General features: G+C 72.0%; 26 protein-coding genes. 12 read left to right on the top strand and 14 right to left on the bottom strand.

The window, feature by feature from the left end:
• Positions 1 to 33 precede the first annotated feature (33 nt).
• The 6 genes from ACFPCY_RS30010 to ACFPCY_RS29985 all read right to left on the bottom strand — a co-directional run bounded on the left by ACFPCY_RS30010 (position 34) and on the right by ACFPCY_RS29985 (position 4,304).
• Entirely contained in the window at positions 34 to 228 is a 195-nt protein-coding gene (locus tag ACFPCY_RS30010; protein WP_378260605.1) for a hypothetical protein, read from the bottom strand.
• A 163-nt stretch (positions 229 to 391) separates the two neighbouring features.
• A complete protein-coding gene (locus ACFPCY_RS30005; RefSeq protein WP_378260603.1) occupies positions 392 to 1,360 on the bottom strand; it encodes a TIGR03557 family F420-dependent LLM class oxidoreductase in 969 nt (322 codons plus the stop codon).
• A gap of 72 nt (positions 1,361 to 1,432) precedes the next feature.
• On the bottom strand, positions 1,433 to 2,077 hold the full coding sequence (locus tag ACFPCY_RS30000; protein WP_378260601.1) for a TetR/AcrR family transcriptional regulator: 645 nt from the start codon (positions 2,075 to 2,077) through the stop codon (positions 1,433 to 1,435).
• Between the two features lie 124 nt (positions 2,078 to 2,201).
• Positions 2,202 to 2,810 (bottom strand): TetR/AcrR family transcriptional regulator, encoded by a 609-nt coding sequence (locus tag ACFPCY_RS29995; RefSeq protein WP_378260599.1) that lies wholly within the window; start codon positions 2,808 to 2,810, stop codon positions 2,202 to 2,204.
• Between the two features lie 12 nt (positions 2,811 to 2,822).
• Positions 2,823 to 3,653, bottom strand: coding sequence for an aggregation-promoting factor C-terminal-like domain-containing protein (locus ACFPCY_RS29990; protein WP_378260597.1), 831 nt, complete (start codon positions 3,651 to 3,653; stop codon positions 2,823 to 2,825).
• 126 nt (positions 3,654 to 3,779) lie between these two features.
• Positions 3,780 to 4,304: a MarR family winged helix-turn-helix transcriptional regulator gene (locus tag ACFPCY_RS29985; RefSeq protein ID WP_378260595.1), complete on the bottom strand. Its 525-nt coding sequence runs from the start codon at positions 4,302 to 4,304 to the stop codon at positions 3,780 to 3,782.
• Between the two features lie 294 nt (positions 4,305 to 4,598).
• Here ACFPCY_RS29985 and ACFPCY_RS29980 point away from each other — a divergent pair, with 294 nt between their 5' ends.
• From ACFPCY_RS29980 to ACFPCY_RS29940, 9 genes are read left to right on the top strand one after another with little or no spacing between them, the layout of a single operon-like run.
• Entirely contained in the window at positions 4,599 to 5,402 is an 804-nt protein-coding gene (locus ACFPCY_RS29980; RefSeq protein WP_378260593.1) for an MlaE family ABC transporter permease, read from the top strand.
• Entirely contained in the window at positions 5,403 to 6,257 is an 855-nt protein-coding gene (locus ACFPCY_RS29975) for an ABC transporter permease (protein WP_378260591.1), read from the top strand.
• The gene (locus ACFPCY_RS29970) at positions 6,254 to 7,345 is read left to right on the top strand and encodes an MlaD family protein (RefSeq protein ID WP_378260589.1); all 1,092 of its coding nucleotides are present in this window, start codon (positions 6,254 to 6,256) and stop codon (positions 7,343 to 7,345) included. The genes ACFPCY_RS29975 and ACFPCY_RS29970 overlap by 4 nt, the downstream gene beginning before the upstream one ends.
• Entirely contained in the window at positions 7,342 to 8,424 is a 1,083-nt protein-coding gene (locus ACFPCY_RS29965) for an MCE family protein (RefSeq protein WP_378260587.1), read from the top strand. Before ACFPCY_RS29970 ends, ACFPCY_RS29965 begins: the two co-directional genes overlap by 4 nt.
• Before the next feature lie 3 nt (positions 8,425 to 8,427).
• Positions 8,428 to 9,489, top strand: coding sequence for an MCE family protein (locus tag ACFPCY_RS29960; RefSeq protein ID WP_378260585.1), 1,062 nt, complete (start codon positions 8,428 to 8,430; stop codon positions 9,487 to 9,489).
• The gene (locus tag ACFPCY_RS29955; RefSeq protein ID WP_378260584.1) at positions 9,489 to 10,535 is read left to right on the top strand and encodes an MCE family protein; all 1,047 of its coding nucleotides are present in this window, start codon (positions 9,489 to 9,491) and stop codon (positions 10,533 to 10,535) included. The genes ACFPCY_RS29960 and ACFPCY_RS29955 overlap by 1 nt, the downstream gene beginning before the upstream one ends.
• Positions 10,535 to 11,635, top strand: a complete 1,101-nt coding sequence (locus ACFPCY_RS29950; protein ID WP_378260583.1) for an MCE family protein — start codon at positions 10,535 to 10,537, stop codon at positions 11,633 to 11,635. Before ACFPCY_RS29955 ends, ACFPCY_RS29950 begins: the two co-directional genes overlap by 1 nt.
• Entirely contained in the window at positions 11,632 to 12,945 is a 1,314-nt protein-coding gene (locus ACFPCY_RS29945; RefSeq protein WP_378260581.1) for an MlaD family protein, read from the top strand. Before ACFPCY_RS29950 ends, ACFPCY_RS29945 begins: the two co-directional genes overlap by 4 nt.
• A 30-nt stretch (positions 12,946 to 12,975) precedes the next feature.
• Positions 12,976 to 14,064, top strand: coding sequence for a hypothetical protein (locus ACFPCY_RS29940; RefSeq protein ID WP_378260579.1), 1,089 nt, complete (start codon positions 12,976 to 12,978; stop codon positions 14,062 to 14,064).
• Between the two features lie 46 nt (positions 14,065 to 14,110).
• Here ACFPCY_RS29940 and ACFPCY_RS29935 read toward each other — a convergent pair whose 3' ends face one another.
• From ACFPCY_RS29935 to rpsD, 3 genes are all read right to left on the bottom strand, one after another.
• On the bottom strand, positions 14,111 to 14,521 hold the full coding sequence (locus ACFPCY_RS29935; protein WP_378260577.1) for a hypothetical protein: 411 nt from the start codon (positions 14,519 to 14,521) through the stop codon (positions 14,111 to 14,113).
• A 139-nt stretch (positions 14,522 to 14,660) separates the two neighbouring features.
• Positions 14,661 to 15,548: a TauD/TfdA dioxygenase family protein gene (locus ACFPCY_RS29930; protein WP_378260575.1), complete on the bottom strand. Its 888-nt coding sequence runs from the start codon at positions 15,546 to 15,548 to the stop codon at positions 14,661 to 14,663.
• 190 nt (positions 15,549 to 15,738) lie between these two features.
• A complete protein-coding gene (gene rpsD / locus ACFPCY_RS29925) occupies positions 15,739 to 16,347 on the bottom strand; it encodes a 30S ribosomal protein S4 (RefSeq protein WP_378260573.1) in 609 nt (202 codons plus the stop codon).
• 68 nt (positions 16,348 to 16,415) lie between these two features.
• Here rpsD and ACFPCY_RS29920 point away from each other — a divergent pair, with 68 nt between their 5' ends.
• Complete coding sequence (locus ACFPCY_RS29920) at positions 16,416 to 17,291, top strand: DUF2470 domain-containing protein (protein ID WP_378260571.1); 876 nt, start codon at positions 16,416 to 16,418, stop codon at positions 17,289 to 17,291.
• Positions 17,292 to 18,333: 1,042 nt separating this feature from the next.
• Here ACFPCY_RS29920 and ACFPCY_RS29915 read toward each other — a convergent pair.
• The gene (locus ACFPCY_RS29915) at positions 18,334 to 19,506 is read right to left on the bottom strand and encodes a DUF5925 domain-containing protein (protein ID WP_378260569.1); all 1,173 of its coding nucleotides are present in this window, start codon (positions 19,504 to 19,506) and stop codon (positions 18,334 to 18,336) included.
• Between the two features lie 42 nt (positions 19,507 to 19,548).
• Positions 19,549 to 20,463 carry a lysophospholipid acyltransferase family protein gene (locus tag ACFPCY_RS29910; RefSeq protein WP_378260567.1) on the bottom strand — a complete coding sequence of 305 codons (915 nt, stop codon included), beginning with the start codon at positions 20,461 to 20,463 and terminating at the stop codon, positions 19,549 to 19,551.
• A 123-nt stretch (positions 20,464 to 20,586) separates the two neighbouring features.
• On the opposite strand from ACFPCY_RS29910, the gene ACFPCY_RS29905 reads away from it, so the two are divergent.
• Entirely contained in the window at positions 20,587 to 21,600 is a 1,014-nt protein-coding gene (locus tag ACFPCY_RS29905; protein WP_378260565.1) for a hypothetical protein, read from the top strand.
• Between the two features lie 158 nt (positions 21,601 to 21,758).
• Here the strand turns inward: ACFPCY_RS29905 and ACFPCY_RS29900 are convergent, their stop codons facing one another.
• Entirely contained in the window at positions 21,759 to 22,436 is a 678-nt protein-coding gene (locus ACFPCY_RS29900) for a uracil-DNA glycosylase (RefSeq protein ID WP_378260563.1), read from the bottom strand.
• 277 nt (positions 22,437 to 22,713) lie between these two features.
• On the opposite strand from ACFPCY_RS29900, the gene ACFPCY_RS29895 reads away from it, so the two are divergent.
• Positions 22,714 to 24,168: a WS/DGAT/MGAT family O-acyltransferase gene (locus ACFPCY_RS29895; protein ID WP_378260561.1), complete on the top strand. Its 1,455-nt coding sequence runs from the start codon at positions 22,714 to 22,716 to the stop codon at positions 24,166 to 24,168.
• A gap of 20 nt (positions 24,169 to 24,188) precedes the next feature.
• Here the strand turns inward: ACFPCY_RS29895 and ACFPCY_RS29890 are convergent, their stop codons facing one another.
• The gene (locus tag ACFPCY_RS29890; protein ID WP_378260559.1) at positions 24,189 to 25,181 is read right to left on the bottom strand and encodes a hypothetical protein; all 993 of its coding nucleotides are present in this window, start codon (positions 25,179 to 25,181) and stop codon (positions 24,189 to 24,191) included.
• Between the two features lie 27 nt (positions 25,182 to 25,208).
• On the bottom strand, positions 25,209 to 26,747 hold the full coding sequence (locus ACFPCY_RS29885) for a serine/threonine-protein kinase (protein ID WP_378260556.1): 1,539 nt from the start codon (positions 26,745 to 26,747) through the stop codon (positions 25,209 to 25,211).
• Between the last annotated feature and the right edge of the window lie 33 nt (positions 26,748 to 26,780).

The following is a 26,780-nucleotide window of genomic DNA, read 5'->3' as shown; positions in this document are numbered from 1 at the left end:
CGGCCGCCCTCTAGCGCTCCGGTCGGGTGGAGCTCAGGCGCCGGTTCCTTCGATGCCGTTGAGGCTGTGGCCGCTGCCCTGGATGCCGTCGGGGGTGGGTGGGGTGAGGGGGATGGTGTGGGGGGCGGTGGGGGAGGGGGCCGCGTTGGCGGCGGGGGCGGCTATGAGGGTGGCGAGGACCAGGGGGGTCGCCACGGCCAGGGCGGCTGCGGCCCGCTTCGCTTTCATGCGTCGTCCTCCTTGGGACGGGGTGATCGGACGAAGCCGTCACACCGTTCGCCGCGACGGCTCCACATGACCAGGAAAGCCGATTGGCGGCGGGCGCGCCATCCCCTGCGCGGCGGGCGTTCGGGAGTGAAGTCGAAGCGGGTCGACCTTGTGAGGAGCGCGGTCAGGACGGGGACAGGGCGCGCAGCGGGCCGTCGAGTTCGCTGCGGTAGAAGTCCATGAAGCCTTCGATGTCCGGGCCCCAGTTCTGCAGGACGAGGTGGTCGGTGCCCGCGTCCGCGTAGGTCTGCGCGTTGGACAGGATGCCCGACGCGTCGGGGCCGGTCGGCATGGACTGGCGGATGTCGTCCTCGGTGACCGTCTGCGAGGCGGCGTCGAAGCTCGGCGGGTTGGGCAGTTCGGCCATGACCGGCCAGCCGCCGGTGGACCAGCGGGCCAGCTTGTGGGCGGCCTTGACGGCGGTCTGCTCGTCGGTGGCCCAGGACAGCGGCATCTCCGCGTAGTGCGGGCCGTCGCCGCCGTGCTTGCGGTACGCCTCGTCCAGGGACGGGTCGGGCTCGGTGGCGAACATGCCGTCGCCGTGCTCGGCGGCCAGCCGCGCGGCGCGCGGTCCGCCCGCCGCGACCGCGACCAGCGGCGGACGTTCGGGCAGGTCCCAGACGCGGGCCGCGTCGAGCTGGAAGTGCTTGCCCTGGTAGGACTGGTAGCCGCCCTTCCACAGCAGCCGCATGATCTCCAGCGCCTCGCGGAGCATGTCGTGCCGGACGACGACCGACTCGGCGAAACCGAGGCCGACGACGTGCTCGTTCAACCGCTCACCCGCGCCGACGCCGAGGGTGAACCGGCCGTCCGACATGACCGCCAGGGTCGCGGCGGCCTGGGCGATGATCGCGGGGTGGTAGCGGACGGTGGGACACGTGACGCCGGTGGCCAGTTCGAGCGTGGTGGTCCGGGCCGCGATCGCGCCCAGCACCGGCCACGCGAACGGCGAGTGGCCCTGCTCCTCGACCCACGGGTGGTAGTGGTCGCTGATCTCGACGAAGTCGAACCCGGCCTGCTCGGCCCGCTCGGCCTGCGCCACCAGTTCCTTCGGGCCGAACGCCTCGGCCGCGAGCTTGTAACCAATCTTCATATGGGGCCGCCTACCCGACCCCCGCCGGGCCATACACGCCGTTGTCATAGTTTGACCGACGAAGAGCGCGGGCTAGGCGGGGGCGAACATGGGGCGGATGCCGGCGACGATCTGGCGGATCATCGGGCGCTGCTCGGCGGGGGACCGGCCGCGCAGGTCGAGGACGGGGTCGATGCCGTCGTAGTACGGGGAGAGCGCGAGGAACGGCAGCGTCATCAGCAGGAAGGTGGCGAGGACGTCGAGGTCGGCGTCCGGGCGGATGTCGCCGCGCTCCTTCCACAGCCGCAGCACCGGGTGGATGACCTGGAGGTAGTGCTGGTTCGCGGTCTCGCGGATCACCGACCGGACGCCGTTGTCGAGCTCGAAGTTCGTCGCCGCCGTGACGCCGCGCTCCAGCGGGTGGTCGGCGTAGTACTCCGTCCACTCGCACAGGACGTCGAAGAGCCAGCCGTCGAAGGGCTGGTCGAAGTCGAGCCGGGCGATGCGGCGCTCCATCTCCTCGCGGACGCGCCGGGACGTCTCGTCGCACACGAACGCGAAGAACTCCAGCTTGTCGCGGAAGTACTGGAACAGCGAGCCTTTCGCGATGCCCGCCTCGCGCGCGATCGTGTTGAGGCTGCCGGTCGAGTAGCCGTGCTCGCCGAACTCGCGCATCGCCGCCTCCAGCACGCGTTCGCGCTTGGCGACGTTCAGGCGGAACCACGTGGAAGTCGGCATCGGCCGTCGGCTCTCCGAATGATCACTGGGGGTGTCAGATCACGGTGACGCGACGGTCAGCGTAACCGGCCCGACACGTCCGCGACACCCGATCGCCGATCTTCCCCGGGCCGGGTGCGGGGGCTCAGCCCGCCAGCCGGATCAGGATGCGCAGCACCTCCTCGATGATCTCCGACGCGTCGGACGCCGAGTCCGCCAGCGCGATCTCGCGGCCCGCCTCGCCGATCACCGTCGTCAGCACCATGCTCAGCACGGACGTCGCGCGGTCGCCGCCGTCGCGGCGGCGCAGCAGCAGGCGCGTGTTGCGCTCGATCCAGCGCTGCGCGCGTCCGCGCCGCATCAGCGAGAACCCGGACGGGCCCTCACCGGCGTGGAAGAGCCGGGCCGCCTCCCGCCGCTCCCAGCACGTCTCCAGGTACGCGCGCGCACCCGCGACGAACTGCGCGATCGGGTCCTCCTCGCCGGACGAGCGCGCGGCGGAGACGGCCTCGGCGGCGCGGGCCTCCTGCTCGCCGGTCAGCTCCTCCCACAGCGCCAGGTACAGCCCGGCCTTGCCGCCGTAGTGGTGGTACAGGCTGCCGACGCTGATGCCGGAGCGCTCCACGATCTCGGCGATGCCCGCGTCCGCGTAGCCGCGGTCGGCGAACACCGCCTGCGCGGCGTCCAGAAGCGCGCGCCGGGTGGCGTCCGCGCGCGCCCACTGCCGGGACGCCGAGGCCCCACCGTTCTGCATCGTCCGAGTTTCTCAGTACCAGTGGTGCGCGGACCACCACGACCAGGCCCCGCAGGGGTCGTGATACCGGGCCTTGATGTAGGCGAGACCCCAGGCGATCTGCGTGGGCGAGCTCGTCTTCCAGTCGGGACCGGCGTCGGCGAGCTTGTCCGGGGGCAGCGCCTGCGGGATGCCGTACGCGCCGCTGGACGGGTTGGTCGCGTGCTCGTCCCAGCTCGACTCGTGCTCCCACAGGGTTTCGAGCGAGTCCCAGCAGCCGCCCCAGCCCTTCAGCGCGTTCATCCGCTTGCCCCACGCCTTGTTCTGGGCCGCGCTCGGGTTCGACTTGGCGAGCCGCTCGCGCTCCTGCTGCAACTTCAGCTGCGCGCGCGCCTTGGCGTCCCGCTTCGCCTTCTCCTTCAGCAGGCGGAGCTGGCGCTGCTGCTCCTCGTAGGCGTTCTTCTTCGCCTGCGCGATGACCCCGGCCGCGACCGGGTCCATGCTGGACGAGGAGAGCCGCGCGAGCATGTCGTTCGTGGAGAACGCGCCGCCGTCGGCGGCCTTCGGCGGCTCGCCCGGCCCCATCCATTCGGGGATGACGAACACCATCGCGACGAGGATCGCCGCGATGCCCACCACCGTGATGGTGACGTTGTGGGTGAGGAACCGCCAGACTCTGCGGACCTTGCCGGGCGGACGTTCCCAGGGGTTGTCCTCCAGCGTCTCCGGCAGCTCCGCATACTCCGGCGAATGGCCCTCGGCGCGTCCCCGCGCGCGCTGGGAGACGCGTCCGGACGAGCGACGCCCCCCGCGCCGCGGGGGACGTGACGGGGACGACGGGGGTCTCGTTCGGGTCCGTGCCATGCCCAATACCTTGCCTCAAGGTCGGAGCGGGTCGTCCGTCAATCCCCTGGTACGACACTCAGTGTTGGTGCGTTCACGCGAAGGGATCTAGGAAAGCGGGCGCCGGCACCCGCTCCGGCGGAAGGTTCAGAAGTCCAGGTCGCCCGCCGCGAGGCGCGCGGGCTGGAGCGACTCGAACAGCGGACGGTACAGCGCGGCGAGTTCGCCGAGCGGGCCGTCCGGCGACTCCAGCGCCAGGTTCACGCGCCCGGCGAGGTCGCGTCCGGCCCGGGTGATGAGGACGAGCGTGGCGCGCCGGTCCCGCGGATGCGGGGACCGGGAGACCAGGCCGTCCGCCTCGAGCTGGTCGACGGTCAGCTTCACCGACGTCGGGTGCAGCATGAGGATCCGGCCGAGGGTGCTGAGGCGCGCCCGTCCGCCGGACGACAGCGCCAGCGTGGTCAGCAGGAAGAAGCCCGTGCGGCTCAGCCCGCACCGCTCCAGCTCGCCGTCCAGCGCCTTCTTGATCAGCTGGTAGAGGCGGCCGACCGAGCAGATGGCCATGAACGGCCAGGGCTGACCGGGGAGTCCCTGGCCGTCCCAGCGGTCGTGGATTCCGGTCACGAGCGGGTCGGCCGGCTGACCGGCGGAGCCGTCGAGATCTGGGTGCACCCGCAGATCCTAACCGCGGACAAACCCGGATGTAAGTACTCGCTTCTTAGACCTTCTTCTAATAGAGTGCTCCAGATCACAGGCGGTGCCGGTGTGTGCGTGTGATGCTGCTGCCACCTGTGAGGACGACCGGACCACCGAGAACGACCGCGACACCGAGTAAGACCGCGACACCGAGTACGACCGCGACACCGAGTACGACCGGAACACGCCTGTGCTCCATCGGATGGGCGCCGACATCCGAACACCCCAGGAGGCACGAATGCTCCGCCGCCCCGAACCCCCGGGGGCGAGATGGCCCTGAGCCTCACCGCCGTGCCGGACCTCGCCCGCCGCCGCGCCTCCCGCGCGCTCGACGAGACCGGCCTGCTGTGCGTCACGTTCCTCGAAGGCCTCCGCCGCACCTGGGACGTGCGGCAGTGGTGGGGCGAGTTCATCGAGCAGTGCTGGTTCCTCGCCCGCGTCACCTCCGTCCCCGTCATGCTCATCGCCATCCCGCTCGGCGCGACGATCTCGCTCCAGGTCGGGGACATCGCCCGCCAGCTCGGCGCGGCGTCCGCGACCGGGGCGCTGCTGATCGCCGCGATGGTCCAGCAGGTCGCGCCGCTCGCCGCGGCGCTGCTGGTCTCCGGCGTCGGCGGCTCCGCCATCACCTCCGACATGGGCGCGCGCAACATCCGCGACGAGCTCGCGGCCATGGAGGTCATGGGCATCAACCCGATCCACCGCCTGGTCACCCCCCGGCTGTGGGCCGCCAGCACGGTCTCCCTCCTGCTCGCCTCGGTGGTGATCCTCGCCGGGACGCTGGGCGGCTACTACTTCAACGTCATCCAGCAGGGCGTCAGCCCCGGCGCCTTCTTCGACGGCGCGACGACGCTGCTCCAGTTCCCGGACCTGTTGATCACTCTGTTCAAGGCGTGGGTGTTCGGTTTCATCGCCGCCGCGGTCGCCTGCTACATGGGCATGAACTGCGACTACGGGCCGGTCGGCGTCGGCCGGGCGGTGAACCGGGCGGTGGTGGTCACCTCGATCGTGGTGTTCGCCTCCAACTACGTCCTGACCACGATCTACCAGGTCCTCTTCCCCCCGAGGTTCTGAATGGTCGCCATCTCCCCGGTCCGGCGGATCGGCCGCGCGGTGCGCGGCCGGACGGCGGGCATGGCCGCCTCGTTCAACCTGCCGATCTTCCTCGGCCGGGTGCTGTACGGGCTGCTGTTCGACATCGTCCTGCGGCGCAAGTACGGCCGGACGCTGGCCAAGCAGGTCAGCGACATCACGGTCGGCGTCGGCGCGCTGGTGATCGGCGGCGGCATGATCTTCGTGATCGCCACCATGTCGCTGGCCACCGGCGCGATCGTCGGCCAGCAGGGCTATCCCGGCCTGGAACGCATCGGCGCCGAGGCGTTCACCGGCCTGGTCGCCTCCTACTCCAACGTCCGCGAGGTCACCCCGATCATCGCGGGGGTCGCGCTCGTCGCGCAGGTCGGGACGAGCTTCACCGCCGAGATCGGCGCGATGCGGATCTCCGAGGAGATCGACGCGCTGGAGGTCATGGGCATCAACTCGCTGGTCTACCTCGTGTGCACGCGCGTCGCGGCCGGCGTCATCGCCCTCGTCCCGCTCTACCTGGTGTCGCTGTTCATGGCGTTCTGGGCGACGCGGTTCATCTCGGTGTCGGTGTACGGCCTGTCGCCCGGCATCTACGACTACTACTTCCACCTGTACCTGCCGCCGATCGACGTGCTGTACAGCGTGATCAAGGTGGCGATCTTCGCGTTCATCGTGATGTTCGTCCACTGCTACCGCGGCTACTACGCGGCCGGCGGACCGGTGGGCGTGGGCGTCGCGGCGGGCCGCGCGATCCGGGAGTCGACGATCCTGATGATCCTGATGAACCTCGTGCTCAGCTACATCTTCTGGGGCCACGGCGGCACGGTGAGGCTGACCGGATGAGCGAGGAGACCCTCTCCGGCCGGACCCGGACGCTGTTCGGCGTCGCGGGGGCCGGCGCGCTCGCCGCCGCGGTCGCCGCGCTCGTGCTGGGCGCGACGCCGTCCAATGGCGGCTCGACCTACTACACCGCGGAGTTCCACCGCGCGGGCCAGGGCCTCGACCCGGGCAAGTCGGACGTGAAGATCCGCGGGATCACGGTCGGGACCGTCCAGAAGGTGAAGCTCGGCAAGGACGGGCGGGTGACCGTCCGGGTGCGCGTCGACAAGGGCGTGAAGCTCGCGCAGACGACGACGGCGCGGATCGAGCCGGTGTCGGTGTTCGGGCCGAAGGACCTCATCCTGGACCTCGGCGCGAAGGAGACCACCGGCCCGTACCTGAAGAACAACAGCGACCTCGGCGAGGGCAAGGACCCGGTCGAGCTGTCGGAGACGGCGTGGCCGACCTACAACCTCACCAAGGCCATCAACCCCGACGAGCTGGCCACGATCCTGCACACCTTCTCCGCCGGGCTGGACGGCCAGGGCCCGGCGCTGCGCCGCGCGCTGTCCAACGGCGCGAAGGTCATCGACGCGACCCACCAGGACCAGGCGCAGCTCGAGAGCATCATGGACAACGTCGCCGGGCTCGCCCCCACGCTCGCCTCGCGCGGCGGGACGGTGAACCAGATCGTCGGCGACGTGAACCGGATCTCCCCGGTCATCTACGACAAGCCCGACAAGATTGACCAGATCCTCGACGGCGCGAGCAGGCTCACCGACCGCGTCGGGAACTCGCTGCGCGACCACGGCGGCAACATCGGCAACTTCGTGGACGGCGCGGGCGACGCCGCCCGCGTCGTGCACGGGCAGCAGCGGAACCTCCCCGTCCTGCTGGACGACCTGAACGGCTTCTTCACCCTGCTGGTGAAGGTCATCAAGGTGCCCGGCCCGCACGGGACGATGATCGCCAACGTGGTCGGGCCGCTGCCGCTCGACCTGTGCAAGCTGTTCGTGGACGTCTGCCCGTCCCCGCCGAAGACCACGATGTTCGACCAGAAGGCCAACGTGAACCAGCCGAACGACGGGCTCGAGCGGGTGATGCGACAGTGAGTCCTCGGCAGAGCCCCCGCCGCAAGGCCGCCCGCGGCCCCGACTACGTGACCACCGCGAAGTTCCTGGCGTTCGTCGTGGTGACCGGGCTGCTGACCTTCTTCATCGGGCAGCAGATCCTCGGCACCAGCTTCAACGACCGCTACAAGCTGACCGCGCAGTTCGACGACGTCACCGGCCTGCTCACCGGCGACCAGGTGAAGATCGCGGGCACGCCGGTCGGCCAGGTCAGGAGCATCAGGGTCGTGCAGGGCCGGGCCGTGGTGGGGATGGCGGTCGACAAGGACGTCAGGCTCCCCGACGACTCGACCGCCGCGATCCGCTGGCGCAACGTCCTCGGCCAGCGGGTGGTGTACCTGGAGCCGGGGCAGAGCCGCACGATGCTGCGCGGCGGCGCGCGCGTCCCGCACACCCGCTCGGTGGTGGACCTCGGCGAGATCGTCAACGCGCTCCAGCCGCTCACCAACAACCTCGACCCGAACCAGCTGAACCGGATCCTGTTCGCGCTGTCGCAGGCCCTCGACGGCAACGAGACCGCGATCAACACGATGATCACCAACCTGGACGGCCTGCTGCGGACGTTCGGCACGCGCAAGCAGACCATCCAGCAGATGATCAAGGACTACTCGGCCGTCACCGACGCGGTGGCCGTCCGGGACCGGCAGATCGCGACGAGCGTGGACAACCTGCGCGACCTCGCCAAGGTCTTCGCCGACAACAAGCAGGTGCTCGACAACGCGGTCGTCCAGGTGTCCGGGGTGACCACCAACCTCAACGCGGTGCTCGGCGGCAACGACGCGCAACTCGCGCGGATCATCGACAACCTCGGCAAGTTCAGCGACACGTTCCGGATCAACGTCGACAACCTGGAGAAGATGGTCCGGAACCTGCCGATCCCGCTGCGGCAGCTGTTCGCCTCCACCAACGGCGGCCACTTCCTCCGCACGAACGTCATGTGCCTGAACCTCGTCGAGGGGCCGTGCCCGTTCCCGATGCGGCTGCCGAACGAACCGGGCAACACCGGGCCGTCCCAGCAGGACCTCGCCAAGCTCAAGTCGATCCTCAACGGGGGGCGGTGACCGATGCCGCTGTTCCCCTCGCTGCGCGATGTCAACCAGAAGCTCGTCGCCGTCGGCACGCTCGCCGTGATCGGCGCGGGCTGCGTGTTCGCGTTCGCGGTCGGCCAGCTCCACCTGTTCGACCAGGGCTACACGATGAGCGGCGTGTTCTCCGACACCGCCGGGATCAAGAAGGGGCAGGACGTCCGGGTCGCGGGCGTCAAGGCCGGGCGCGTCACCGGCGTCCGGCCGAACTTCCACAACGGGACCGTCGTCATCACCTGGCACGTCAACAAGGGGATCGACCTCGGACCGGACACCCGCGCCGCGATCGAGACGACGACCCTGCTCGGCGGCCGGTACCTGCGCCTCAGCGGCCCGGTCGCGCACCCCTACCTGGCGAGCCTGCCGGAGTCGCGGCGGCGCATCCCGCTGGAACGCACCCAGGTGCCCTTCACCGTCCCGGACGCCCTGCAGGGCGCGCAGAACATCATCGGCAAGCTCGACCAGAAGTCCATCGACAAGCTCCTGGTCGAGATGTCGAAGATCCACTCGCCGAACGCGGCGAAGCTGAACGAGATGCTGCGCAACGTCCAGTCGCTCTCCCGGGCGCTGAACGACTCCTATCCCGAGGTCGAGAAGCTGATCGAGGGCTCCAAGACGATCACCGCGACGCTCGCCGCGAAGGAGGGGCAGCTCAAGGAGATCATCGACAACAGCCGGATCCTGCTGCGCGTCCTCGTCGAGCGCCGCGACCAGCTCGCCTCGACGATCGGGCAGGGCAGCCGGACCGTCCGGACGCTGTCGAACACGATCTCCCGCAACCAGCGGCAGCTCGACACGCTGCTGGACAACCTGCACCTGCTGACGACCCGGCTCGCGCCGAACATGGACGTCCTGAACACCGACTTCTCGCTGCTCGGGCCGACCTTCGCGGGCGTCGCGAACGTGCAGGGCAACGGCAAGTGGATCGAGGGCGTGCTGACCGGTCTCGGCCCGCTCCAGCCGGACGGCCCGATCTCCACCAGGATCACACCGCCCGGCGGCGGGACCGCCGACCGCACCGGCGCGCAGGGGGGCAACTGATGACCCGCGGCAGGCGCGCACTGATCGGGCTCACGGTGACGCTCGTGGCCGTCCTCGGCGGCTGCTCGCTGTCCCCGACCGGGGGCGGTGGAAACCGCGAGATGACCGTCTACCTGCCGAAGGCCCGCTCGTTCTACAAGCAGTCCAAGGTCAAGGTCATGGGCGCGGACGTCGGGTCGGTCGACTCGGTCGAGTCCGAGGGGGACCGCATCAGGGTCCGCTTCCACATCGCCCGGGACGTCCCGCTGCCGCAGGGCGTGCAGGCGTCGATCGTCCCGCTGAACCTGGTCGGGGAGCGCAACCTCGTGCTGCACCCCGCGTGGAAGCCGGGCGAGCCGAAGGAGACCTCCGACGTCATCCCGATCGAGCGGACGAGCGTCCCGGTCGAGGTGGACGACGCGCTGAACTCCTTCACCAACCTCGCCAAGGCGCTGGACCCGACCAAGGTGCAGCCCGCGCTCGACCAGGCCGCGAACTCCTTCAACGGCAACGGCAGGACGTTCAACGCGACGCTGGAGGAGAGCGCCCGGCTCGTCCAGAACGTCGCCGGGCAGGACAAGAACCTCATCGCCGTCGCGACCAACCTGCACCGGCTCGCCGGGGTCGTGCGGGGCCGCGAGCAGGTGCTCGGCGAGATGATCCAGGACTTCAGCACCGCCAGCCGCGTCCTCGCCGGGGAGCGCGGCGAGATCCAGGACCTCGTGGACGGCCTGGTCGAGCTGTCGCGCAACGGCAAGAGGCTGCTGGACAAGTACCAGGGGCAGCTGCCGTCCGACCTGGCCGTCCTCACCCGCGTCGCGCTGATCCTCAAGGGCAACGCGGCCCGGCTCGCGCAGCTCGTCAAGGCGCTGCCCGCGCTGAGTGGCGCGCTCATCAACGGCTACAACCCGAAGAACAAGTCGCTGCAGATCCGGGTGGCGACCGACGCGTTCCTGCGGACCTGGCTGAAGTCCATCCTCCGGGACGACAACGTCGGCTGCCCGCTGCCGAAACCGAACTCGAACTGCCCGTGGCCGGGCTCGGGCGACATCACCGGAGGCCACTGATGCGCGGACGGTCGACGGCGGCGCTGCTGCTGGCCCTGACGCTGGCGCTGACCGGCTGCTCCTTCCAGACGTTCGGCGCGCCCAAGGGCAAGGTGCACCTGGTCGCGGTGTTCGACGACGCGCAGGGCCTGGTCGCCGGGCACAGCGTGCAGATGTCGGACGTGAAGATCGGCACGGTGCTGTCGGTCAAGCGCGACGGCTACAAGGCCAAGGTCACCATGGCCATCCTCGACAAGTACCACCTGCCGCAGGGCACCCGCGCCGAGATCAAGGTGACCTCGCTGCTCGGCGAGAACTACGTGGACATGATCCTGCCGCCCGGCGGCAGCATGGACCACGGCCCGTACCTCGCCAACGGCGCGCGCATCGAGGACGCGACCGTCCAGCCCGCGTTCGAGCAGGTCGTCGGGCAGACCGGCCCGCTGCTGAAGTCGCTGGCGGGCAACGACGTCGCGACGATCGTCAACGCGGGCGCGCAGGCGCTGGACGGCCAGGGCCACAAGCTCAACAAGACCGTCCGGCAGACGTCCGACCTGGTGAAGCTGTTCGCCGACCAGCGCGAGGAGCTCGGCGAGTCGATCGACGAGTTCGCCCGCCTCGGCCGCTCGCTCGCCAACGGCAAGGACGAGCTGAGCCGGGCGCCCGGCGAGATCGCGAAGACGACCGACCTGCTCAACGAGGACAAGGACAAGATCCTCAAGACGATCGACCGGCTGACCTACGCCGCCGCCGAGCTCAACGACAAGGTCCTCGCGGGCCGCGTGGCGACCTTCCGGCGCCTGCTGAACGACGTCGACCCGATCATCGCCGAGCTCGGCAACGACCGGACGCGGCTCACGAACCTGGTCGACGGGCTGGTCGCCTTCGAGCAGAAACTGCCTCTGGCCAGCTACGACGGCGCGCTGATGATGTATCCGGTGCTCCGCCTCGTCTGGCCGGACGGCACGCCCGTCATCCCCGGTCTGGGCGGCTCCGGGTCCGGCTCCGGCTCAGGCGGCGGGACGGGCGGGAAGAAGGGCTCGAAGGCCACCGACGCCCTGCCGCCCAAGGTCCGCGACGCCTTCCCCAACCTCGACTCCCTCCTGGAGCGGCCGCGATGAACAGGCGAATCGCGATCAACCTCGGGGTGTTCGCCGGCCTCGCGGTGGTCATGACGGTCTGGGCGTTCACCAACGTCGTCCGGTTCGACGCGATCGAGCGGCCGTACCACCTGACCGTCGAGTTCGAGTCGTCGCCCGGCCTGCACCCGAACTTCGAGGTGGACTACCTCGGCGTCCGGGTCGGGCACATCCAGCAGGTGAAGCTCGCGAAGGACCGGGTCGTGGTGCGGCTCGGCATCGACCGCGGGGTGAAGATCCCGCAGGGCTCGACGGCGGCGGCGGCGCGCAAGTCGGCGGTCGGCGAGCCGGTGGTCGAGCTGACGCCCGCGCCGGGCGGTGGGCACGCGCCGCCGATGCGTCCGGGCACGGTGATCCCGAAGGAGAAGACCAGCGTCCCGCCCAAGTACGGGGACCTGTTCGCCGCCGTGCTGAGCACGCTCAAGGCGATCAAGCCCGCGGACGCGAAGATCATCACGCACGAGCTGGCGGCGGGCTGGTCCGGACGGCAGGACTCGCTGCGCCAGATCATCCAGGGCGGCGACCAGCTCACCACGACGTTCGCGCAGAACACCGAGCTGCTCGACGGCCTCGTCAAGGACCTGAGCCGCATCTCGACCGTGCTCAACCAGAACCGGAGCGCGCTCGGCGAGGGCGTCGACAACCTCGCGACGCTGACCGGCGCGCTCAGCCAGATGCGCGGCCAGCTCGCCGAGCTGCGCGACCGCGGGCCGGGACTGCTCACCTCGTTCAACACGCTGCTCGACAAGAGCGGCGACGACTTCGACTGCATGGTGGACAACCTCGGGACGCTGCACCTCAAGCAGTACGACCCGGCGATCCTCACGCACCTGGGGCAGGTCTTCGCGAAGGCGCCCGCCCTGCGGAACGTGCTGAACGGCGTCATCGGCCAGAACCAGGGCCAGACGGTGCTGAACGTGGCGTTCATGTTCACGCTCAAGACGCAGGCCGCGCTGGAGTACAAGTACCCGCTGCCGCAGCCGAAGGTGACGACGCCGCCGACCTGCCCGGGCGGACGGGTGCCGGGAGCCGTCCCGCAGAAGCCCTACAAGGGCAAGAGCACCGGGGACACGATCCCGACGCACGATCCGGCGCTGGACAAGCCGTCCAATATCAACGCGAGGAATGCCGCCGGGAACAGTGGCGACTCTTCATCCGGGCCGCCCGCTTGGCTAGTGTACGTCCCCCCGGTAGTCGCCCTGATGGTACTGATCAGGGTGATGATGGGCTCGGTGCCCGTGATGTCCCGCCTGTCCCGCCTGCCCCGGCCGCGCCGCCGCCGCAGGGAGTGAGAGTCATAGCCCCCGCGAGGAGTGCCCGAAGTGACTGCGAAGACCACCAGGAACGCCGGCAAGGACGAGGCCGCGGAGGAGGCGGCCGAGTCCGGATCCGCGGAGGTGGCCGCCGAGGAGCAGCCGGAGGAGACCGCCGAGCGCGCGGCCCCGAAGGCTCCGGCGAAGCGCAAGCGCCGCGTCCGCGTCATCGAGGTCATCGAGGACGACGACGACCTCGACGACGTCCTGGAGGCCCTCGAAGCGGAAGAGGCCGAGGAAGCGGAACCCGCCCCGAAGCCGGCCGCGAAGAAGCCCGCACCCGCCGCGAAGAAGGCCGCGCCAGCCGCGAAGACGGCCGCACCCGCTGCGAAGAAGGCCAAGCCGACCATCGTCGAGGACGAGGCCGAGGCGGAAGACGAGGCCGAAGAGGACGGTGCTCCCGAGAAGGCGGAGACCAGGCGGGCGTCCGGGGACGGCGGCGGGGCGGTGAACCTCGACTCGCGCTCCGGCCCCGGCGGGTTCTCGATGAGCCGCAACGCCGCGATCGCGACCGTGGTGGTCGTCGCGCTGCTGGCGTCCCTCGGCATCTGGCAGTGGACGTCCGCCTCGAAGCTCTCGGGCAAGGAGCACGACCGGGACGCGGTGGAGAAGGTCGCCACCGCGTACGGGGACGCGGTGTTCAACTACAACGCGTCCAACTACCAGCAGCAGATGAACAAGGTCCAGGGGATGCTCGCGGGCGACCTGCTGGAGCTGTACAAGCGCTGCACTGTGCCGAACCTGGGCGACAACTTCAAGACCAACCCGGGGCTGTCGCTGAAGTCGCAGACGAGCAAGGTGTTCGTCGGCGACGTGGACGGGAAGTTCGCGACCGCGACGATCGCGACCGACATCACCGTGCAGAGCAGCCAGGGCTCGACCGCCGCGCCCGCGAGCCTGATCCGGCTGTCGCTGGCGAAGAGCGGCGGCTCGTGGAAGGTGACGCAGCAGTTCCCGTCCGGGGTGAGCCAGCAGAGCACCGACTGCTCCGGCTCCAGCTCGATCCCGGTCAGCCCGAACGGCCAGAACGGCCAGAACGGTCAGACCGGCAACGGGGGCAAGCCGTCCGGCACGCCCTCGGCGAAGCCGAGCAACTGACCGGGACCGGCGGACGCGGGCCCGGCGCGCACCGGGCCCGCACTCGTCACGGCTTGACGACGACGGGCTTGTCGCAGGCCGTCCGGCTCGGGTAGCAGGACGAGCTGACCCCGCTCAGGTCGAAGCTGAACAGTTCGACGAGCGCGACGTTCGGCGAGGTCACCTTCACGGTGATGGACCGCTTGGTGGTCGAGTTGCAGGAGATGTTCCGGACGGTCTGCTCCGGCGACGAGCCGCCGACGACGTAGGCGAACACGTGGCAGCCGTCCCCGGCCACCTCCGTGGACGCGAACACCGCGCGGTCGGCGTACCAGGTGACGGTGCCCTTCACCGACGACGTGCCGTACGGGACGCTGAAACTGCTGACCTTGGCGGCGGCCGAGGCCGGCGAGGCGGAGAGCCCGACCGACGCGGCGGCGGCCAGGGCGAGGACGGCGGGCTTACCCCAGGCGCGCATGGTGCTCCCGGACTGGTTGGCGGACTACGGGGAGCACGAGCCTAGGGAGCCCCGAGCGGGCCGATCAAGACGTCCGTCCAAAACCTGTGCGAATCGGACAGGTGGCGGCGAGGCCACCTGTCCGATCGCGCGCGTTCGGTCAGAGGTAGCGGGCGGCGGCCTTCTCGGCCGGGGCGTCCGCGCCGGTGACGCCGTTCGGGCCCTTCGGGACGCCGTCGTCGATGCCCTCGGGGCAGTTGATCGTGACGCGGTGCATCTTGCGCCGCTGGGTGTAGTCGGCGACCGCGTAGTGCTGGGTGGGCCGGTTGTCCCAGAACGCGAGCGTGCCGACCCGCCACTTCAGCCGGACCTGGAACTGCGGGTCCCGGACGGCGTCGAACAGCAGCGGCAGCAGCGCCTCGTTCTCCCGCCGGGACAGCCCGATCAGGCGGGTCACCGACGACCGGTTGACGTACAGGGCCTTGCGCCCGGTCTCCGGGTGGACGCGCACGACCGGGTGGACGACCGGCGGGTTCTTCTCCTGCATGGCGCGCAGGTCCATGCGGTGGCCCTTGTCGATGGCCTTGGTGACCGACATCGTGAGGTCGTGCTCGGCGTACAGGTCGTCGCACAGGCGCTGAAGCCACGGCGCGAGCGAGTCGTAGGCCATGTACATGTTCGCCCACAGGGTGTCCCCGCCGACCTCGGGCAGGATCACCGCGCGCAGCAGCGACCCCATCGGCGGGGTCTTCATGAACGTGTTGTCGCTGTGCCAGGAGTCGCCGCCCTCGCCCTTGGGGTCGGTCTGGTCCAGCACGTGGACGGCGCTGCCCGAGGTGTCCATGGGCGGGAGGTTCGCGGTGCCGAACTGCTTGGCGAACGCGACGTGCTCGTCGTCGGTGATGTGCTGCTCGCGGAAGAACAGCACCATGTGCTTGAGCAGGCCGTCCCGCAGGGTCTGGACCTGCTCGGGGTCCAGGGGCTTTCCGATGTCGACGCCGGTCACCTCGGCGCCGATGTTCGCGGTCACGGGCTGGAACTCGATCATGTCCTGGTGCCTCCATCGGGGGTGGGGACGGCGGCCGGTGTGGCGGCGGCGCGCGTGCCAAGCAATCGCTAGGTTGACTCTAACCGATGGAGGCGGACACCTGTCCAGGGGGAAGCGGGCGCGTCGGCGCGAGGAACGATCCCGCGTCAGCGCGAGAAGTGCTCCGCGTCGGCGTGGGGAGTGCTCCACGTCAGCGCGAGTAGTGCTCCACGACGAGCTGCTCGTCGCAAACGATCGGGATCTCGCGGCGCTCGGGGAGGCGGGACAGCCGCGCCGTCAGCGCGTCGGTCAGGACCTCCAGGTAGGGCGGGACGTTCTCGGCGTGCGCGCCCGCCGCCGCGACCTGGAACGGCTCCATCGAGCGGCTGCGCTCGGCGATCTGGATCACGTCGCCGGGACGCACCCGGAACGACGGCCGGTCCACCCGGCGGCCGTTCACCAGCACGTGCCGGTGCACGACGAACTGCCGGGCCTGGTAGATCGTCCGGGCGAAGCCGGCGCGCAGGACCAGCGCGTCCAGCCGGCGCTCCAGGTCGACGATCAGGGCCTCGCCGGTCTTGGCGTCCTTGACCCTGGCCGCCTTGGCGAAGGCGTTGCGGAGCTGGGTCTCGCGGATGTTGTACTGCGCGCGCAGCCGCTGCTTCTCGCGCAGCCGGACCTTGTAGTCGGACTCGTTCTTGCGCGACCGTCCGTGCTCACCGGGCGGGTACGGGCGCGCCTCGAAGTACTTCACGGCCTTCGGCGTGAGCGGCAGGCCGAGGGCGCGGGACAGACGGACCTTCGGCCCGGTGTTGTTCACGGATTGACCTCCTGACGTGCGGCGTGCTTACTTAGGTAAGCCTAACCTACATAGTCAAGGAGGCTGGGATGCACGAGCCGAGCACCGGCGCCCCGTACGACGGCCCGACGCATGACGCCGCCCGGCGCGACGGGGCCGCGCACGACGGCCGGCCGCGTGCCGCCGCGCAGCGCGACCGGGCGGCGCGCGACGACCTGGCGTGGGGCGGCGGGCCGGAGGCCGCCGAACGGGCCCGGACGGCGGCCTACGGCATCGCGGGCGGAGTGCTGGTCGCCCCGGGCGTCCCGTACGACCCCGTGCCCGCGCACACCACCCACGAGGACGGCGCCCCGCTCCTGCTCATGCCCCGGCAGTCCCCGGTCGTGGTGGCCCTCGCGGGCGTCCCCGACCTGCCCGCGACGCTCCGGATCAGCGACGTCGCGCCCGTCCCGTTCCCCGACCGGGTGCGCGGACGCGCCTGGCTGCACGGCTGGGTGTCGGAACTGCCGTCCGACCGGCGGCGCGACGCGGCCGACCGCCTCGCCCGCCTGCACCCCCGTCCCGAACTGCTCGACCTCGCCGCCGAGGACGGCCCGGCCGCCGGCGCCTGGACGATCCTGACCATGGACCTCGCCGAGATCGAGATCTCCGACTCCTGGGGCACCGCCGACCTCGAACCCGAGGAGTACCGGGACGCCCGGCCCGACCCGTTCGTCGCGGTCGAGCCGTCCATGCTGGGCCACCTGGACGGCGCGCACCGCGCCGAGCTGGCCCGGCTCGTCCCCGGCGCGGGGCCCGGGGAGGTCCGTCCGCTGGCGCTGGACCGGCACGGCCTGTGGCTGCGCACCCCGGACGGCGACCTCCGCGTCGGCTTCGGCGCTCCGGTCAGGGATGTCCACGGTCTGCGCTGCGCGTACCGGCGGCTGTTCGCGGCGGCGGCGTCCGGACGCGTCAGGGGCGCGTGACCACCTACGTGCCGTCGCCGCGGCATCGGTACGTAGTGGTGCCGCGCAGGGATACGTGTCCGATGACCGTGGAATCCCGGATGTAGGTATGACCCGGGACGCGCGATAGTTCTTTCACCGGCCGAGAGCGCCCCGCCCAACCGGGCGGAACAGGCCCCGGTCGCCGGAGCTCCTTCGCGGGGTGGGAGTTCCGGCGGGCGGACCCTCTCCTCCTCCCCGGACGGGCGGGCGCTCCGGCCGGCCGTACGACGGGCGATCCCGACCGGACGTGCGGCCGCCGACGAGTGGGGTTCGGCGGTCGCATCCCGGCGGGGTTGCCGCCGCACCGGGAACGGGGGTTCCGGTGCGGCGAAATCGGGACGAACCGATCGGGGGTTCGGGGCGTCCCACCTACTGACGCGCCGCTTCGGGGGAGGCGGGGCGTCGGGCGGAGAGAGCGCGCCGGTCGGGGGCCGGGGCGTTCGCGGGGGAGGCGTCCCGGTGGGGACCGGGACGCCCCGCACGCCTCGTGCCGGTCGGGGGACCGGCACGGACGGGGGAGCCGAGCTCCGGATCGGGGGATCCGGAACCGGCGCGGGAACGGACGCACCCGGCCGGGGGACCGGGTGCGCCGACCCGCGGTCGAGCGCCGCACCGGACCTCCGGAGCGGCGCGTCTTCACGTCCGCGCGCCGAGAGGTGCGCGGGTCGCTCGCGCGCTGAGAGGTGCGCGGGTCGCTCGCGTGCCGGTCCGGTGCGGGGGTTCGAGGCTGCGTGCCGGGGCCGGGGGGCTCCGGGGCGCGGGGCACTCGGGTGCGGTGCGGCGGGCGTTGCGTCCGGCGGGTCGCGGCCGGGTGCCGCACGGGGGGCGCGGCGAAGGGTGGGGAGTCCCGGAGCCGCGCGGCGGCGGTCCTACGGTGCGGCCCCACGTTCCGAGGGCGGTCCTGCCGAAGCCTTCTGCCGGGAGGCGGGCCGGCGAGCCGCCGCGAGGCGGCCCGGCGAGGGCCCCTTCCCGAGGGACGTCCCTGTCGGGGCGTCCCCGGTCCGGTTCCCCCGCCGGGTCGTCAGAGGTAGAAGCCGGTCGCGGTGCCGGGGGCATCCGGGCCGTCGGCGGGGCGCGGCTCTCCCTTGCGGAGAGCCGCCAGCTCCGCCAGCGTCGCCCCGTCCGGGCCGACCGCCGCGCGCGCCGCGTCGTCGGCGTCGTCGCCGAGCCAGGCGAGCGCCTCCGCGCGGCCGAGCCGTCCGACCTCGATCTGCGCCAGGCAGCGCCCCGGCCGGACGACCGCCGGGTGCAGCCGCGCCAGGTCCTCGTTGGTGGTGATCGCGACCAGCACGTCCCGGCCCTGGCCGAGCATCCCGTCGGTGAGGTTCAGCAGCCGGGACAGGCCCTGCCCGGCCGACTGCTTGGCCTCGCCGCGGATCAGCTCGTCGCAGTCCTCCAGGATGAGCAGCCGCCAGTCGCGCTCCTCGTCGTCCTCCTCGCCCATCGTCGCCTGGATCAGGTAGCTCGGCGAGCCGAACAGCGCCTCGGGGTCGAGGACGCAGTCCGACCGGCACCACTGCTTCCACGCGCGGGCCAGCGCCCGCAGCGCGGTCGTCTTGCCGGTGCCCGGCGGACCGTGCAGCAGCAGGATCCGGCCGTCCACCTCGCCCGGCGTGAGGGCCATCACCCGGTCGAGCGCGGTCGCCACGCCCTCGCTGTAGTTGCGCCGGACCTCCGACCACGGGTCGGCGGTGATCGACCGCTCGGTGCGCTGCGGCCCGTGCCGGCCGTGGTGCCAGAACCCCATCTCGACGTGCGTCTCCACCGGCTTCGGCGGCTCGGTCGCGTCCTTGACGGTCTCGTCCAGGACGGTCCCGGCGAGCTCCTCGCTCACCGCCGACACCGCGACGTACGCGGTGCCGTGCGACCACCGGTTCACCAGCAGCGTCCAGCCGTCGCCCTCGGCGAGGACGGACTTCTTGTCCTTCTCGTTCGCCACCCGCAGCAGCCGCGCGCCCGCCGGCAGCAGCGGCGCGTCCTTGCGGACGTCGTCCAGCCGCGTCGACCGCGACCACGGCTGCTCCCCGGACGCGAACGGACGCAGGGACAGCACGTCCATCACGTCGGCGGGCGAGTTGCTGTCGCTCAGGTTGAGCACCACGGGCAGCGTGAGGTCGTCACCGGAGGCCGTGGCGACCTCCGGGGCCTCGACCAGATGCAGGAACTCCCCGCCTCCCTCTCGTGACGCCGTCATGTCTTCGATGATCGGTAGCGGAGGCCGTCCACGTCCAGCGAATTACTTCCCTTCCGCCGTGTCATCGGAGGGCTTCACCGACTCGGTGGCCTCGGTGGTCCCGGCAGTGGCGGCGTTCCGCGACGCGGCGGGGGTCTCGGACGCGGCGGGGGGCTCGGACGCGGCGGGGGTCTCGGACGCGGCGGCAGCGGCGGCGGCGCGGGCCTCGCGGCGGGCGCGGCGCTCCTCGGCCTCCTTGGCGTCCAGGGCCTCGGCCTCCTCGGGCGTCGGCGCGGAGCCGCCGAGGTAGGCGGGCTGCCACCAGGACTCGCCCTTGGCCGGGATGTCGGGGTACTCGCGCTGCGCCTTCTCCAGCAGCTCGGACATGCGGGCGCGCAGGTCCTTGGTGACCTGGTCGTAGTCGTCGCCGCGCTTGGGGTACATCGGCTCGCCGATGAGGACGGTGACCGGGATGTTGCGCTGGAACAGCCGCCGCTTGCGGCCCTTGGTCCACATCCGCTGCGGGCCCCAGATCGCGATCGGGATCAGCGGCACCTTGCCGGCGACGGCCATCCGCACCGCGCCGCTCTTGATGTCCTTGACGGTGAACGAGCGGCTGATGGTCGCCTCGGCGAACACGCCGACGATCTCGCCGCTCTTGAGCGCGGTGAGCGCGGCCTTGAAGGACGCGGCGCCCGCCTCCCGGTCGACGGGGATGTGGTGCATGCCGCGCATGAGCGGCCCGGCGATCCGGTTCTCGAAAATCTCGCTTTTCGCCATGAACCGGGCGAGTCGCCCGGCCGGGTGGACCGCGAGACCCGCGAAGATGAAGTCGAGGTAGCTGATGTGGTTGCTGACCAGAACCGCGCCCCCGGTGGGCGGGATGTGCTCGGTCCCCTCAAGACGGATCTTCAGGTTCAGCGCTCTGAACAGGCCGAGCGCCGTCTTGATCACCGGCGGGTACACGTATTCCGACATGCTTGCAACCTACCTGCGCGGACCAAGATCAGCGACCGGCCTGCCGGATGGATCGCGCGGGAGGGGCCGACTCTGAGAAGCTGTCCGGGACAGCGACGGGCTCCGGTGAAGGGAGGTTGCGGAATGGAACCAGAGGCGAGTGGCGGCGGACGGCAGCGCGGTGGACGGCCGGTGGACGGGCGTCAGGACGGCGGACGTCAGAGCGGCGGACCTCAGAGCGGTGGACGCCGGGACGGCGCGCGCCAGGACGGCGGACTGCCGGCGGGCGGACGGCAGAGTGGCGGATCGCTGGACGCGGCGTCCGACGTGCACGCCCTGATCCGCGACCTGCTTCCGGTGCTCGCGCCCAGCGCCTGGCTGGACGCCGCGACCTCCGAGATGGTCCTGCCGATCGGGCACTCGCAGGCGCGCGCCTCGACCGCGACCGTCCTGGAGCGCTGCGCCGACCAGCCCCGCACCCGCTGGCCCCGGCTGGTGGACGAGTGGGTCCGCGAGGTCGGCGACCGCGCCTTCCGCGCCGTCGGCGAGATGGAGCTGTTCGGCGACGTCCGGGAGCGGCTGCGGCTGCGGATCGTCCCGAAGCTCGCGCCGCGCGACCGCGAGGGGCTCGTCGTCGTCCCGGCGGGCGACCACTTCGACGCCGTCGTCGTGATCGACCACCCGCGCTACGGCGGGCCGCTGACCCGCGACCGGGCCGGGCTGCTCGGCCTGCGCCGCCTCGGCTACGTGATGACGAACACCCACGACCGGGAGCTGGCCGACGTGGAGGTCCGCGACCAGCCGCTGCTGCCGGGCCGCGACGTCCGCGTCATCACCAAGCCCGGCAGCCCGTACGTCTCGGCGCTGCTGTCCGAGGTGCACCAGTTCCTGCCGTCCCCGAACGAGCACGGCGCGCTGGTCGGCGCGCCGAGCCACAGCACGCTGCTCCTCTACCCGATCGCCGACCGCGCGGTCGAGGAGGTCATCCCCGTCTTCGCGGACGTCGTCGCCGAGATGCACGCGAACGCCGACGACCCCTGCGCGCCCGGCGTCTACTGGTCGCACGGCGAACGCCGCCTGACGCCCGTCATGCACGCGCCCGGCGGCCCGGTCAACGCCGAGTTCGGCGATCTGCTGAGCCGCCTCCCGGAGGAGTGAGGGACGGAGCCCTCGCCCACCGTGGGTGACTGAAGTGTCACCCGAACGGGTAGGAGGTGACCGCGGGTCTCCGAGGGCTCCGAGGCTTCAGGGTCTCCGAAGGCTTCAGGGTCTCCGAGGGCTTCAGGGTCTCTGAGGCCTTCAGAGGCGTGGTCGCGCTACGGAAGCTTCCAGTCGACGGGGGAGGCGCCCTGCTCGGCGAGGAGCTGGTTGGCGCGGCTGAACGGCCGGGAGCCGAAGAACCCGCGGTCGGCGGACATGGGGGACGGGTGCGCCGACTCGATGCAGGGCACGCCGCCCAGCAGCGGACGCAGGTTGCGCGCGTCCCGCCCCCAGAGGATGGCGACCAGCGGCCGGCCGCGGGCGGCGAGCGCGCGGATGGCCTGCTCGGTCACCTCCTCCCAGCCCTTGCCGCGGTGCGAGGCGGGCTTGCCCGGCATCACGGTGAGGGCCCGGTTGAGGAGGAGGACGCCCTGGTGCGTCCAGGGCGTGAGGTCGCCGGTGGACGGGGGCGGCAGCCCGAGGTCGTTGCCGAGCTCGCGGTAGATGTTGACGAGCGAGCCGGGCAGCGGCCGGACGTCCGGGGCGACCGAGAAGGACAGGCCGACCGGGTGCCCCGGCGTGGGGTACGGGTCCTGCCCGACGATCAGCACCCGCACCTCGGCGAAGGGCTGCTGGAAGGCGCGCAGGATGTGGTTCCCGGCGGGCAGGTAGCGGCGGCCCGCCGCGACCTCGGCGCGCAGGAACTCGCCCATGGCGGCGATGCGGGGGGCGACGGGTGCGAGGGCCTCGGCCCAGCCCGCCTCGACGATCTCCGCGAGTGGTCGTGCGGTCATGGCGCCCCAGCCTAGCGAGTGGGGAAAAGTGACCACATGCGGACGACAGAAATCGGTAACTTTCCAACGGTCCATCGGGAGCCGCCCAAGTGAAATGGGGGAAACGTCCCGTTAAGTCGGTGTTACTTATTGACCACCCGCATTGACCTACCGTGCCGTACCGCATAACTCCTTGAGACAGGGCATCCGCCGACGGGCGGCCCGAACCACCTCAGCCGGGCCCGGCGCACGATCCAGCGAACGCACGATCCAGCGACGAGAGCGGGACACCACTCAGATGACTCAGCTGACCACCCTGGACGCCACCTTCCTCCACGCCGAGAGCGGCAGCACGCAAGCGCACATCGCGGGACTGGGCATCCTCGACCCGAGCGGCCTGCCGGGTGGCCGGCTCACGGTGGCGGCGGTCGCGGAACTCATCCGCGAGCGCGCGCACCTGGCCGCCAGGCCGCTGCGGCAGCGGCTGGTCGAGGTCCCCTTCGGTCTCGACCGCCCCTACTGGGAGGACGACCCGGACTTCGACCCGGTGCGGCACGTCTCGGAGGTGACGCTGCCCGCCCCCGGCACCGACGAGCAGCTCGCCGAGGCCGTCGCCGCGCTGCACGAGCGTCCGCTCGACCGGTCCCGCCCGCTCTGGGAGATCGCGGTCGTCCACGGGCTGTCGGGCGGCCGGGCGGCGGTGTACGTCAAGGCGCACCACGCCGCGATCGACGGCGTGATGGCCGCCGAGACGCTCGCCGCCCTGCTGGACCTGTCGCCCGAGCCGCGCGAGCTGCCCGCCGACGACGCCGCGCCGCTGCGCGCCCCGAACCCCCTCTCCCGGCTCGGCACCGGGCTGCTGAAGACCGCGCTGCACCCGTTCCGCGCCGCGCTGTCGGTCGCCCGCACCGCCCCCTACCTGGACGAGGTGCCGGGCCTGGCCGCGCTGCCGGGCGTCGCGCGCGTCACGCACGCCGTCCAGGGCGCGCTCGGCCGCGAGGAGGTGCCCGAGGCGCCGCGCGTCAGCGCGCCGCCGACCCCGTTCAACGGCCCGGTCGGTCCGCACCGCGCGGTCGCGTTCGGCGACCTTCCGCTCGACGAGATCAAGAAGATCCGGACCGCGCTCGGCGGCAGCGTCAACGACGTGGTGATGGCGGTGTGCGCGTCCGCGCTGCGGACCTGGCTCGACAAGCGCGGCGCGCTCCCGGACGGCCCGCTCGTCGCCGGCGTCCCGGTCTCGCTGCGCCGCGGCGACGCGGCCGACGAGGCCGGGGACGCCGGGAACCACGTGTCGCTCATGTCCGCGCCGCTCGCGGTGCACGTCGCGGACCCGGCCGACCGGTACGCGGCCGTCCGGGAGGACATGGAGCGCGCGAAGCGCAGGTTCGTCGGATCGTCCGGCGTGTGGGTGCGGGAGCTCAGTGGGGTGGTGCCCGCCCCGCTCGCCGGACCCGTCGCCCGCCTCGCCCTGAGCGTGCTGCCGGGGCTGCCGGTCCGGCCGATGAACCTGATCGTGTCGAACGTCCCGGGCCCGCAGTTCCCGCTGTACCTGTGCGGGACGCGCGTGCTCGCCTACTACCCGCTCTCGGTGGTGACCGGCGTCAGCGGCGGCCTCAACATCACGGTGTTCTCCTACGACGGCACCGTCCACGTGGGGCTGGTGTCGTGCCGCGACCTCGTCCCGAACCCCGGCGAGCTGATCGACCACCTCGACGACGCGATGGCCGAGCTCCGGTCCCTCTCCGAGGCGTAGTCCCGCCTCGCGGGGCGCGTTCAGCGCGTCCGGACGCCGAGCACCCGCCGGTGCCGCCACGCCAGTTCCAGGGCGGCGGCACCGGCGGGCTGCATCGGCTCGGGCACGGACCCGTCGAACTCCGCGATCCGGACGCGTCCCTCCGCGTTCTCCCGGACGAGCCGCTCCCCGAACAGCTCGTCGAACGCCTCGTCCTCGAAGACGACGGCGGTCAGCAGGTCGACGGCGAGCGTCAGCGGATCGACGCCGAGACCGAGGAAGTGCGCGCGCAGGGCGCCGTCGCGGAGCGCGGCGGTCATCCGCCGGTGGAACGGCCACGCCTCCTGGTCGAACCCGTCGCCGTACTCCTCCGGCGCGCCGAGCAGCTCCTCGGAGTACTCGCGGACCATCGTGAACCACGGGTCCAGCTCGACGCCCCGCCCCGTCAGCGGCTGGAACACGCCGACCGGCATCACCTGGTGCAGCCCGCCCGCGTGCGCGACCTTCGCCGGATCGCGCCAGTGCAGGACGTACCGTCCGGACGCCGTGACGGTCAGCGTCGTGATCGCGACGAGCGCCGGACGCCGCGTCAGATCGGTCGGGTCGCCGACCAGCGACCGCACCGGCAGGCCGGGGACGGCGGCGGCCAGCTCGTGCGCGACGGCCTCACCCACGTTCACCCCGTCGAAGTACCGGGCGGGCCCGAAGGTCAGGGACGGGCCGTCCACGGCGAGCAGCCGGTAGGACGGCCGGTCCTCGAAGACGCGCGGGCGCGCGAGGGCGGCCATGGCGTCGGCGTAGTCGGCGAAGCCCTCCGGCAGGCCCTCGGTGGGGGCGCTGACGGCCGGACGTTCCGGCGCGGCCTCCCAGCGCATCCGGACGTCCGAAAGCGGTAGCGGCGTGTCCGGAATCCAGCCGGTGCGCGCCATCAACGTCGTGTCCGCGACGCGCGGCACGTCCGGATACAGCGCCGAGGCCGCCAGCCCGAAGCCGTGGCGATCGTCGTTCAGCCGGTTCCGCGTCCGCTCCCACATCCCGCCCACGGTAGGCCCACGGCGGTATCAGGACGCGGTGTGGGTCAGCCTCACCAGGACGCTGCCGGAGTTGTCGACCAGGCAGTGGTCCTGGTCGTGGATGCGGAGCTGGAGCTCCCCGGAGTCCGGCGCGGTGAAGGAGTCCCGCGACCCGACCACGAACCAGCTCCCGCCGCCCACCCGGCCCAGCAGCACGCCGTAGGGCAGGCTCTTGGAGAACTTGCAGCCCTGGTAGATGCGCGCGTCGGTCGCCGAGTCGTAGCCCTCCGGGCCGACCTTCGGGAAGTAGCGGTAGTCCACGGTCCAGCCGCCGCCCGCGAAGCCGACGCCGATGCGCTCGCCCGACGACACGTTCAGGCCGGTGCTCTGCCAGCCGCTGGTGGCGTCCACGCGGATCGAGACGGTCTCGGTCCGGTGCGTCGGCGACGGGCTGGCGTTCGCGCTCGGGCCGGACGGGGGCGGGCTGGACGACGGGCTCGCCGCGTCCGGGGTGTCGGACGTCGAGGGCTCCGGCGAGGGCGGCGTGGACGACGGCGGCGCGCTGCTCGGCGCGGACGCCGGCGGCACGGTGATCGTGCTGGTCAGCGCCGCGCGCGGCTGCGCGTCGGCGGTGTGGTGGGAGCCGAAGGGATGCGTGAACAGCACCGCCGCGACCGTCCCCGCGACCACGGCGGCGGCGGTCGCGATCACCGGCGCGAGGACGGCCGCCCGGCGCCGCCGCGGCGGTTCGGAACCGCTCTCCAGCAGCCGCGCGGCCTCCTCGGCGCTCGGCCGCCGCGACGGGTCCCGGTGCAGCATCGCCCGGACGACCTCGCCGACCGGACCCGTCCCCGACGGCAGTTCCGGCTGCCCGGAAGTGATCGCGTGCAGCGTCGCCGGAAGGTCGCCGCGCCGGAACGGGGACCTGCCCGCCAGCAGCGCGCCCAGCGTCGCGCCGAGCGCCCACACGTCCGACGCCGGGCCCGCGCCGTCGCCGGTCAGCCGCTCCGGGGCCATGTACTCCGGCGACCCGACGAGCTGGCCCGACCGGGTCAGCGGCTCGTCCCCGCTGATCACCGCGATGCCGAAGTCGGTCAGGACCGCGCGCCCGTCCCCGCGCAGCAGCACGTTGGCGGGCTTGACGTCGCGGTGCAGCACCCCCGACGCGTGGACGGCGGCGAGCGCGTGCGCGAGCTGCGCGCCGAGCGCCGCCACTCCGTCCGGCGGCATCGGGCCGCGCGTCTCCAGCACGCTCGCCAGCGACGGCGCGCGCACCAGCTCCATCACGATCCACAGCTGGCCGTGGTCGTCCACCACGTCGTGCACCCGGACCACGCCGGGATGGTCGATCCGCGCGACCGCGCGGGCCTCCCGGACGCAGCGCTCCCGGCGCAGCCGCAGCTCCTCCTCGGCCGCGGCGCCGCGCCCGCCCTCACCGCCCGCGAACGCGGTCAGCTCCTTGACCGCCACCTCCCGGTGCAGGACGGCGTCGTCGGCCCGCCAGACCGTGCCCATGCCGCCGCTGCCGATCCGTTCGCGCAGGTGGTAGCGCCCCGCGACCGTCCGGCCCGCCCCGATGTGCTCCAACGCCCCGCTCCTCCGCCCGGCAGCCCGTGCGCC

Origin of the sequence: Actinomadura gamaensis (genome assembly GCF_042652125.1) — a bacterium.
Lineage (GTDB): Bacteria > Actinomycetota > Actinomycetes > Streptosporangiales > Streptosporangiaceae > Spirillospora > Spirillospora gamaensis.
This window is presented reverse-complemented; position numbering and strand designations above follow the sequence as displayed.

Excerpts from the sequence above, each read along its gene's own strand:
- ACFPCY_RS30010 (WP_378260605.1), bottom strand. The coding sequence starts at position 228 with ATGAAAGCGAAGCGGGCCGCAGCCGCCCTGGCCGTGGCGACCCCCCTG.
- ACFPCY_RS30005 (WP_378260603.1), bottom strand. The coding sequence starts at position 1,360 with ATGAAGATTGGTTACAAGCTCGCGGCCGAGGCGTTCGGCCCGAAGGAA.
- ACFPCY_RS30000 (WP_378260601.1), bottom strand. The coding sequence starts at position 2,077 with ATGCCGACTTCCACGTGGTTCCGCCTGAACGTCGCCAAGCGCGAACGC.
- ACFPCY_RS29995 (WP_378260599.1), bottom strand. The coding sequence starts at position 2,810 with ATGCAGAACGGTGGGGCCTCGGCGTCCCGGCAGTGGGCGCGCGCGGAC.
- ACFPCY_RS29990 (WP_378260597.1), bottom strand. The coding sequence starts at position 3,653 with ATGGCACGGACCCGAACGAGACCCCCGTCGTCCCCGTCACGTCCCCCG.
- ACFPCY_RS29980 (WP_378260593.1), top strand. The coding sequence starts at position 4,599 with ATGGCCCTGAGCCTCACCGCCGTGCCGGACCTCGCCCGCCGCCGCGCC.
- ACFPCY_RS29975 (WP_378260591.1), top strand. The coding sequence starts at position 5,403 with ATGGTCGCCATCTCCCCGGTCCGGCGGATCGGCCGCGCGGTGCGCGGC.
- ACFPCY_RS29970 (WP_378260589.1), top strand. The coding sequence starts at position 6,254 with ATGAGCGAGGAGACCCTCTCCGGCCGGACCCGGACGCTGTTCGGCGTC.
- ACFPCY_RS29960 (WP_378260585.1), top strand. The coding sequence starts at position 8,428 with ATGCCGCTGTTCCCCTCGCTGCGCGATGTCAACCAGAAGCTCGTCGCC.
- ACFPCY_RS29955 (WP_378260584.1), top strand. The coding sequence starts at position 9,489 with ATGACCCGCGGCAGGCGCGCACTGATCGGGCTCACGGTGACGCTCGTG.
- ACFPCY_RS29950 (WP_378260583.1), top strand. The coding sequence starts at position 10,535 with ATGCGCGGACGGTCGACGGCGGCGCTGCTGCTGGCCCTGACGCTGGCG.
- ACFPCY_RS29945 (WP_378260581.1), top strand. The coding sequence starts at position 11,632 with ATGAACAGGCGAATCGCGATCAACCTCGGGGTGTTCGCCGGCCTCGCG.
- ACFPCY_RS29935 (WP_378260577.1), bottom strand. The coding sequence starts at position 14,521 with ATGCGCGCCTGGGGTAAGCCCGCCGTCCTCGCCCTGGCCGCCGCCGCG.
- ACFPCY_RS29930 (WP_378260575.1), bottom strand. The coding sequence starts at position 15,548 with ATGATCGAGTTCCAGCCCGTGACCGCGAACATCGGCGCCGAGGTGACC.
- ACFPCY_RS29920 (WP_378260571.1), top strand. The coding sequence starts at position 16,416 with ATGCACGAGCCGAGCACCGGCGCCCCGTACGACGGCCCGACGCATGAC.
- ACFPCY_RS29915 (WP_378260569.1), bottom strand. The coding sequence starts at position 19,506 with ATGACGGCGTCACGAGAGGGAGGCGGGGAGTTCCTGCATCTGGTCGAG.
- ACFPCY_RS29910 (WP_378260567.1), bottom strand. The coding sequence starts at position 20,463 with ATGTCGGAATACGTGTACCCGCCGGTGATCAAGACGGCGCTCGGCCTG.
- ACFPCY_RS29905 (WP_378260565.1), top strand. The coding sequence starts at position 20,587 with ATGGAACCAGAGGCGAGTGGCGGCGGACGGCAGCGCGGTGGACGGCCG.
- ACFPCY_RS29900 (WP_378260563.1), bottom strand. The coding sequence starts at position 22,436 with ATGACCGCACGACCACTCGCGGAGATCGTCGAGGCGGGCTGGGCCGAG.
- ACFPCY_RS29895 (WP_378260561.1), top strand. The coding sequence starts at position 22,714 with ATGACTCAGCTGACCACCCTGGACGCCACCTTCCTCCACGCCGAGAGC.
- ACFPCY_RS29890 (WP_378260559.1), bottom strand. The coding sequence starts at position 25,181 with ATGTGGGAGCGGACGCGGAACCGGCTGAACGACGATCGCCACGGCTTC.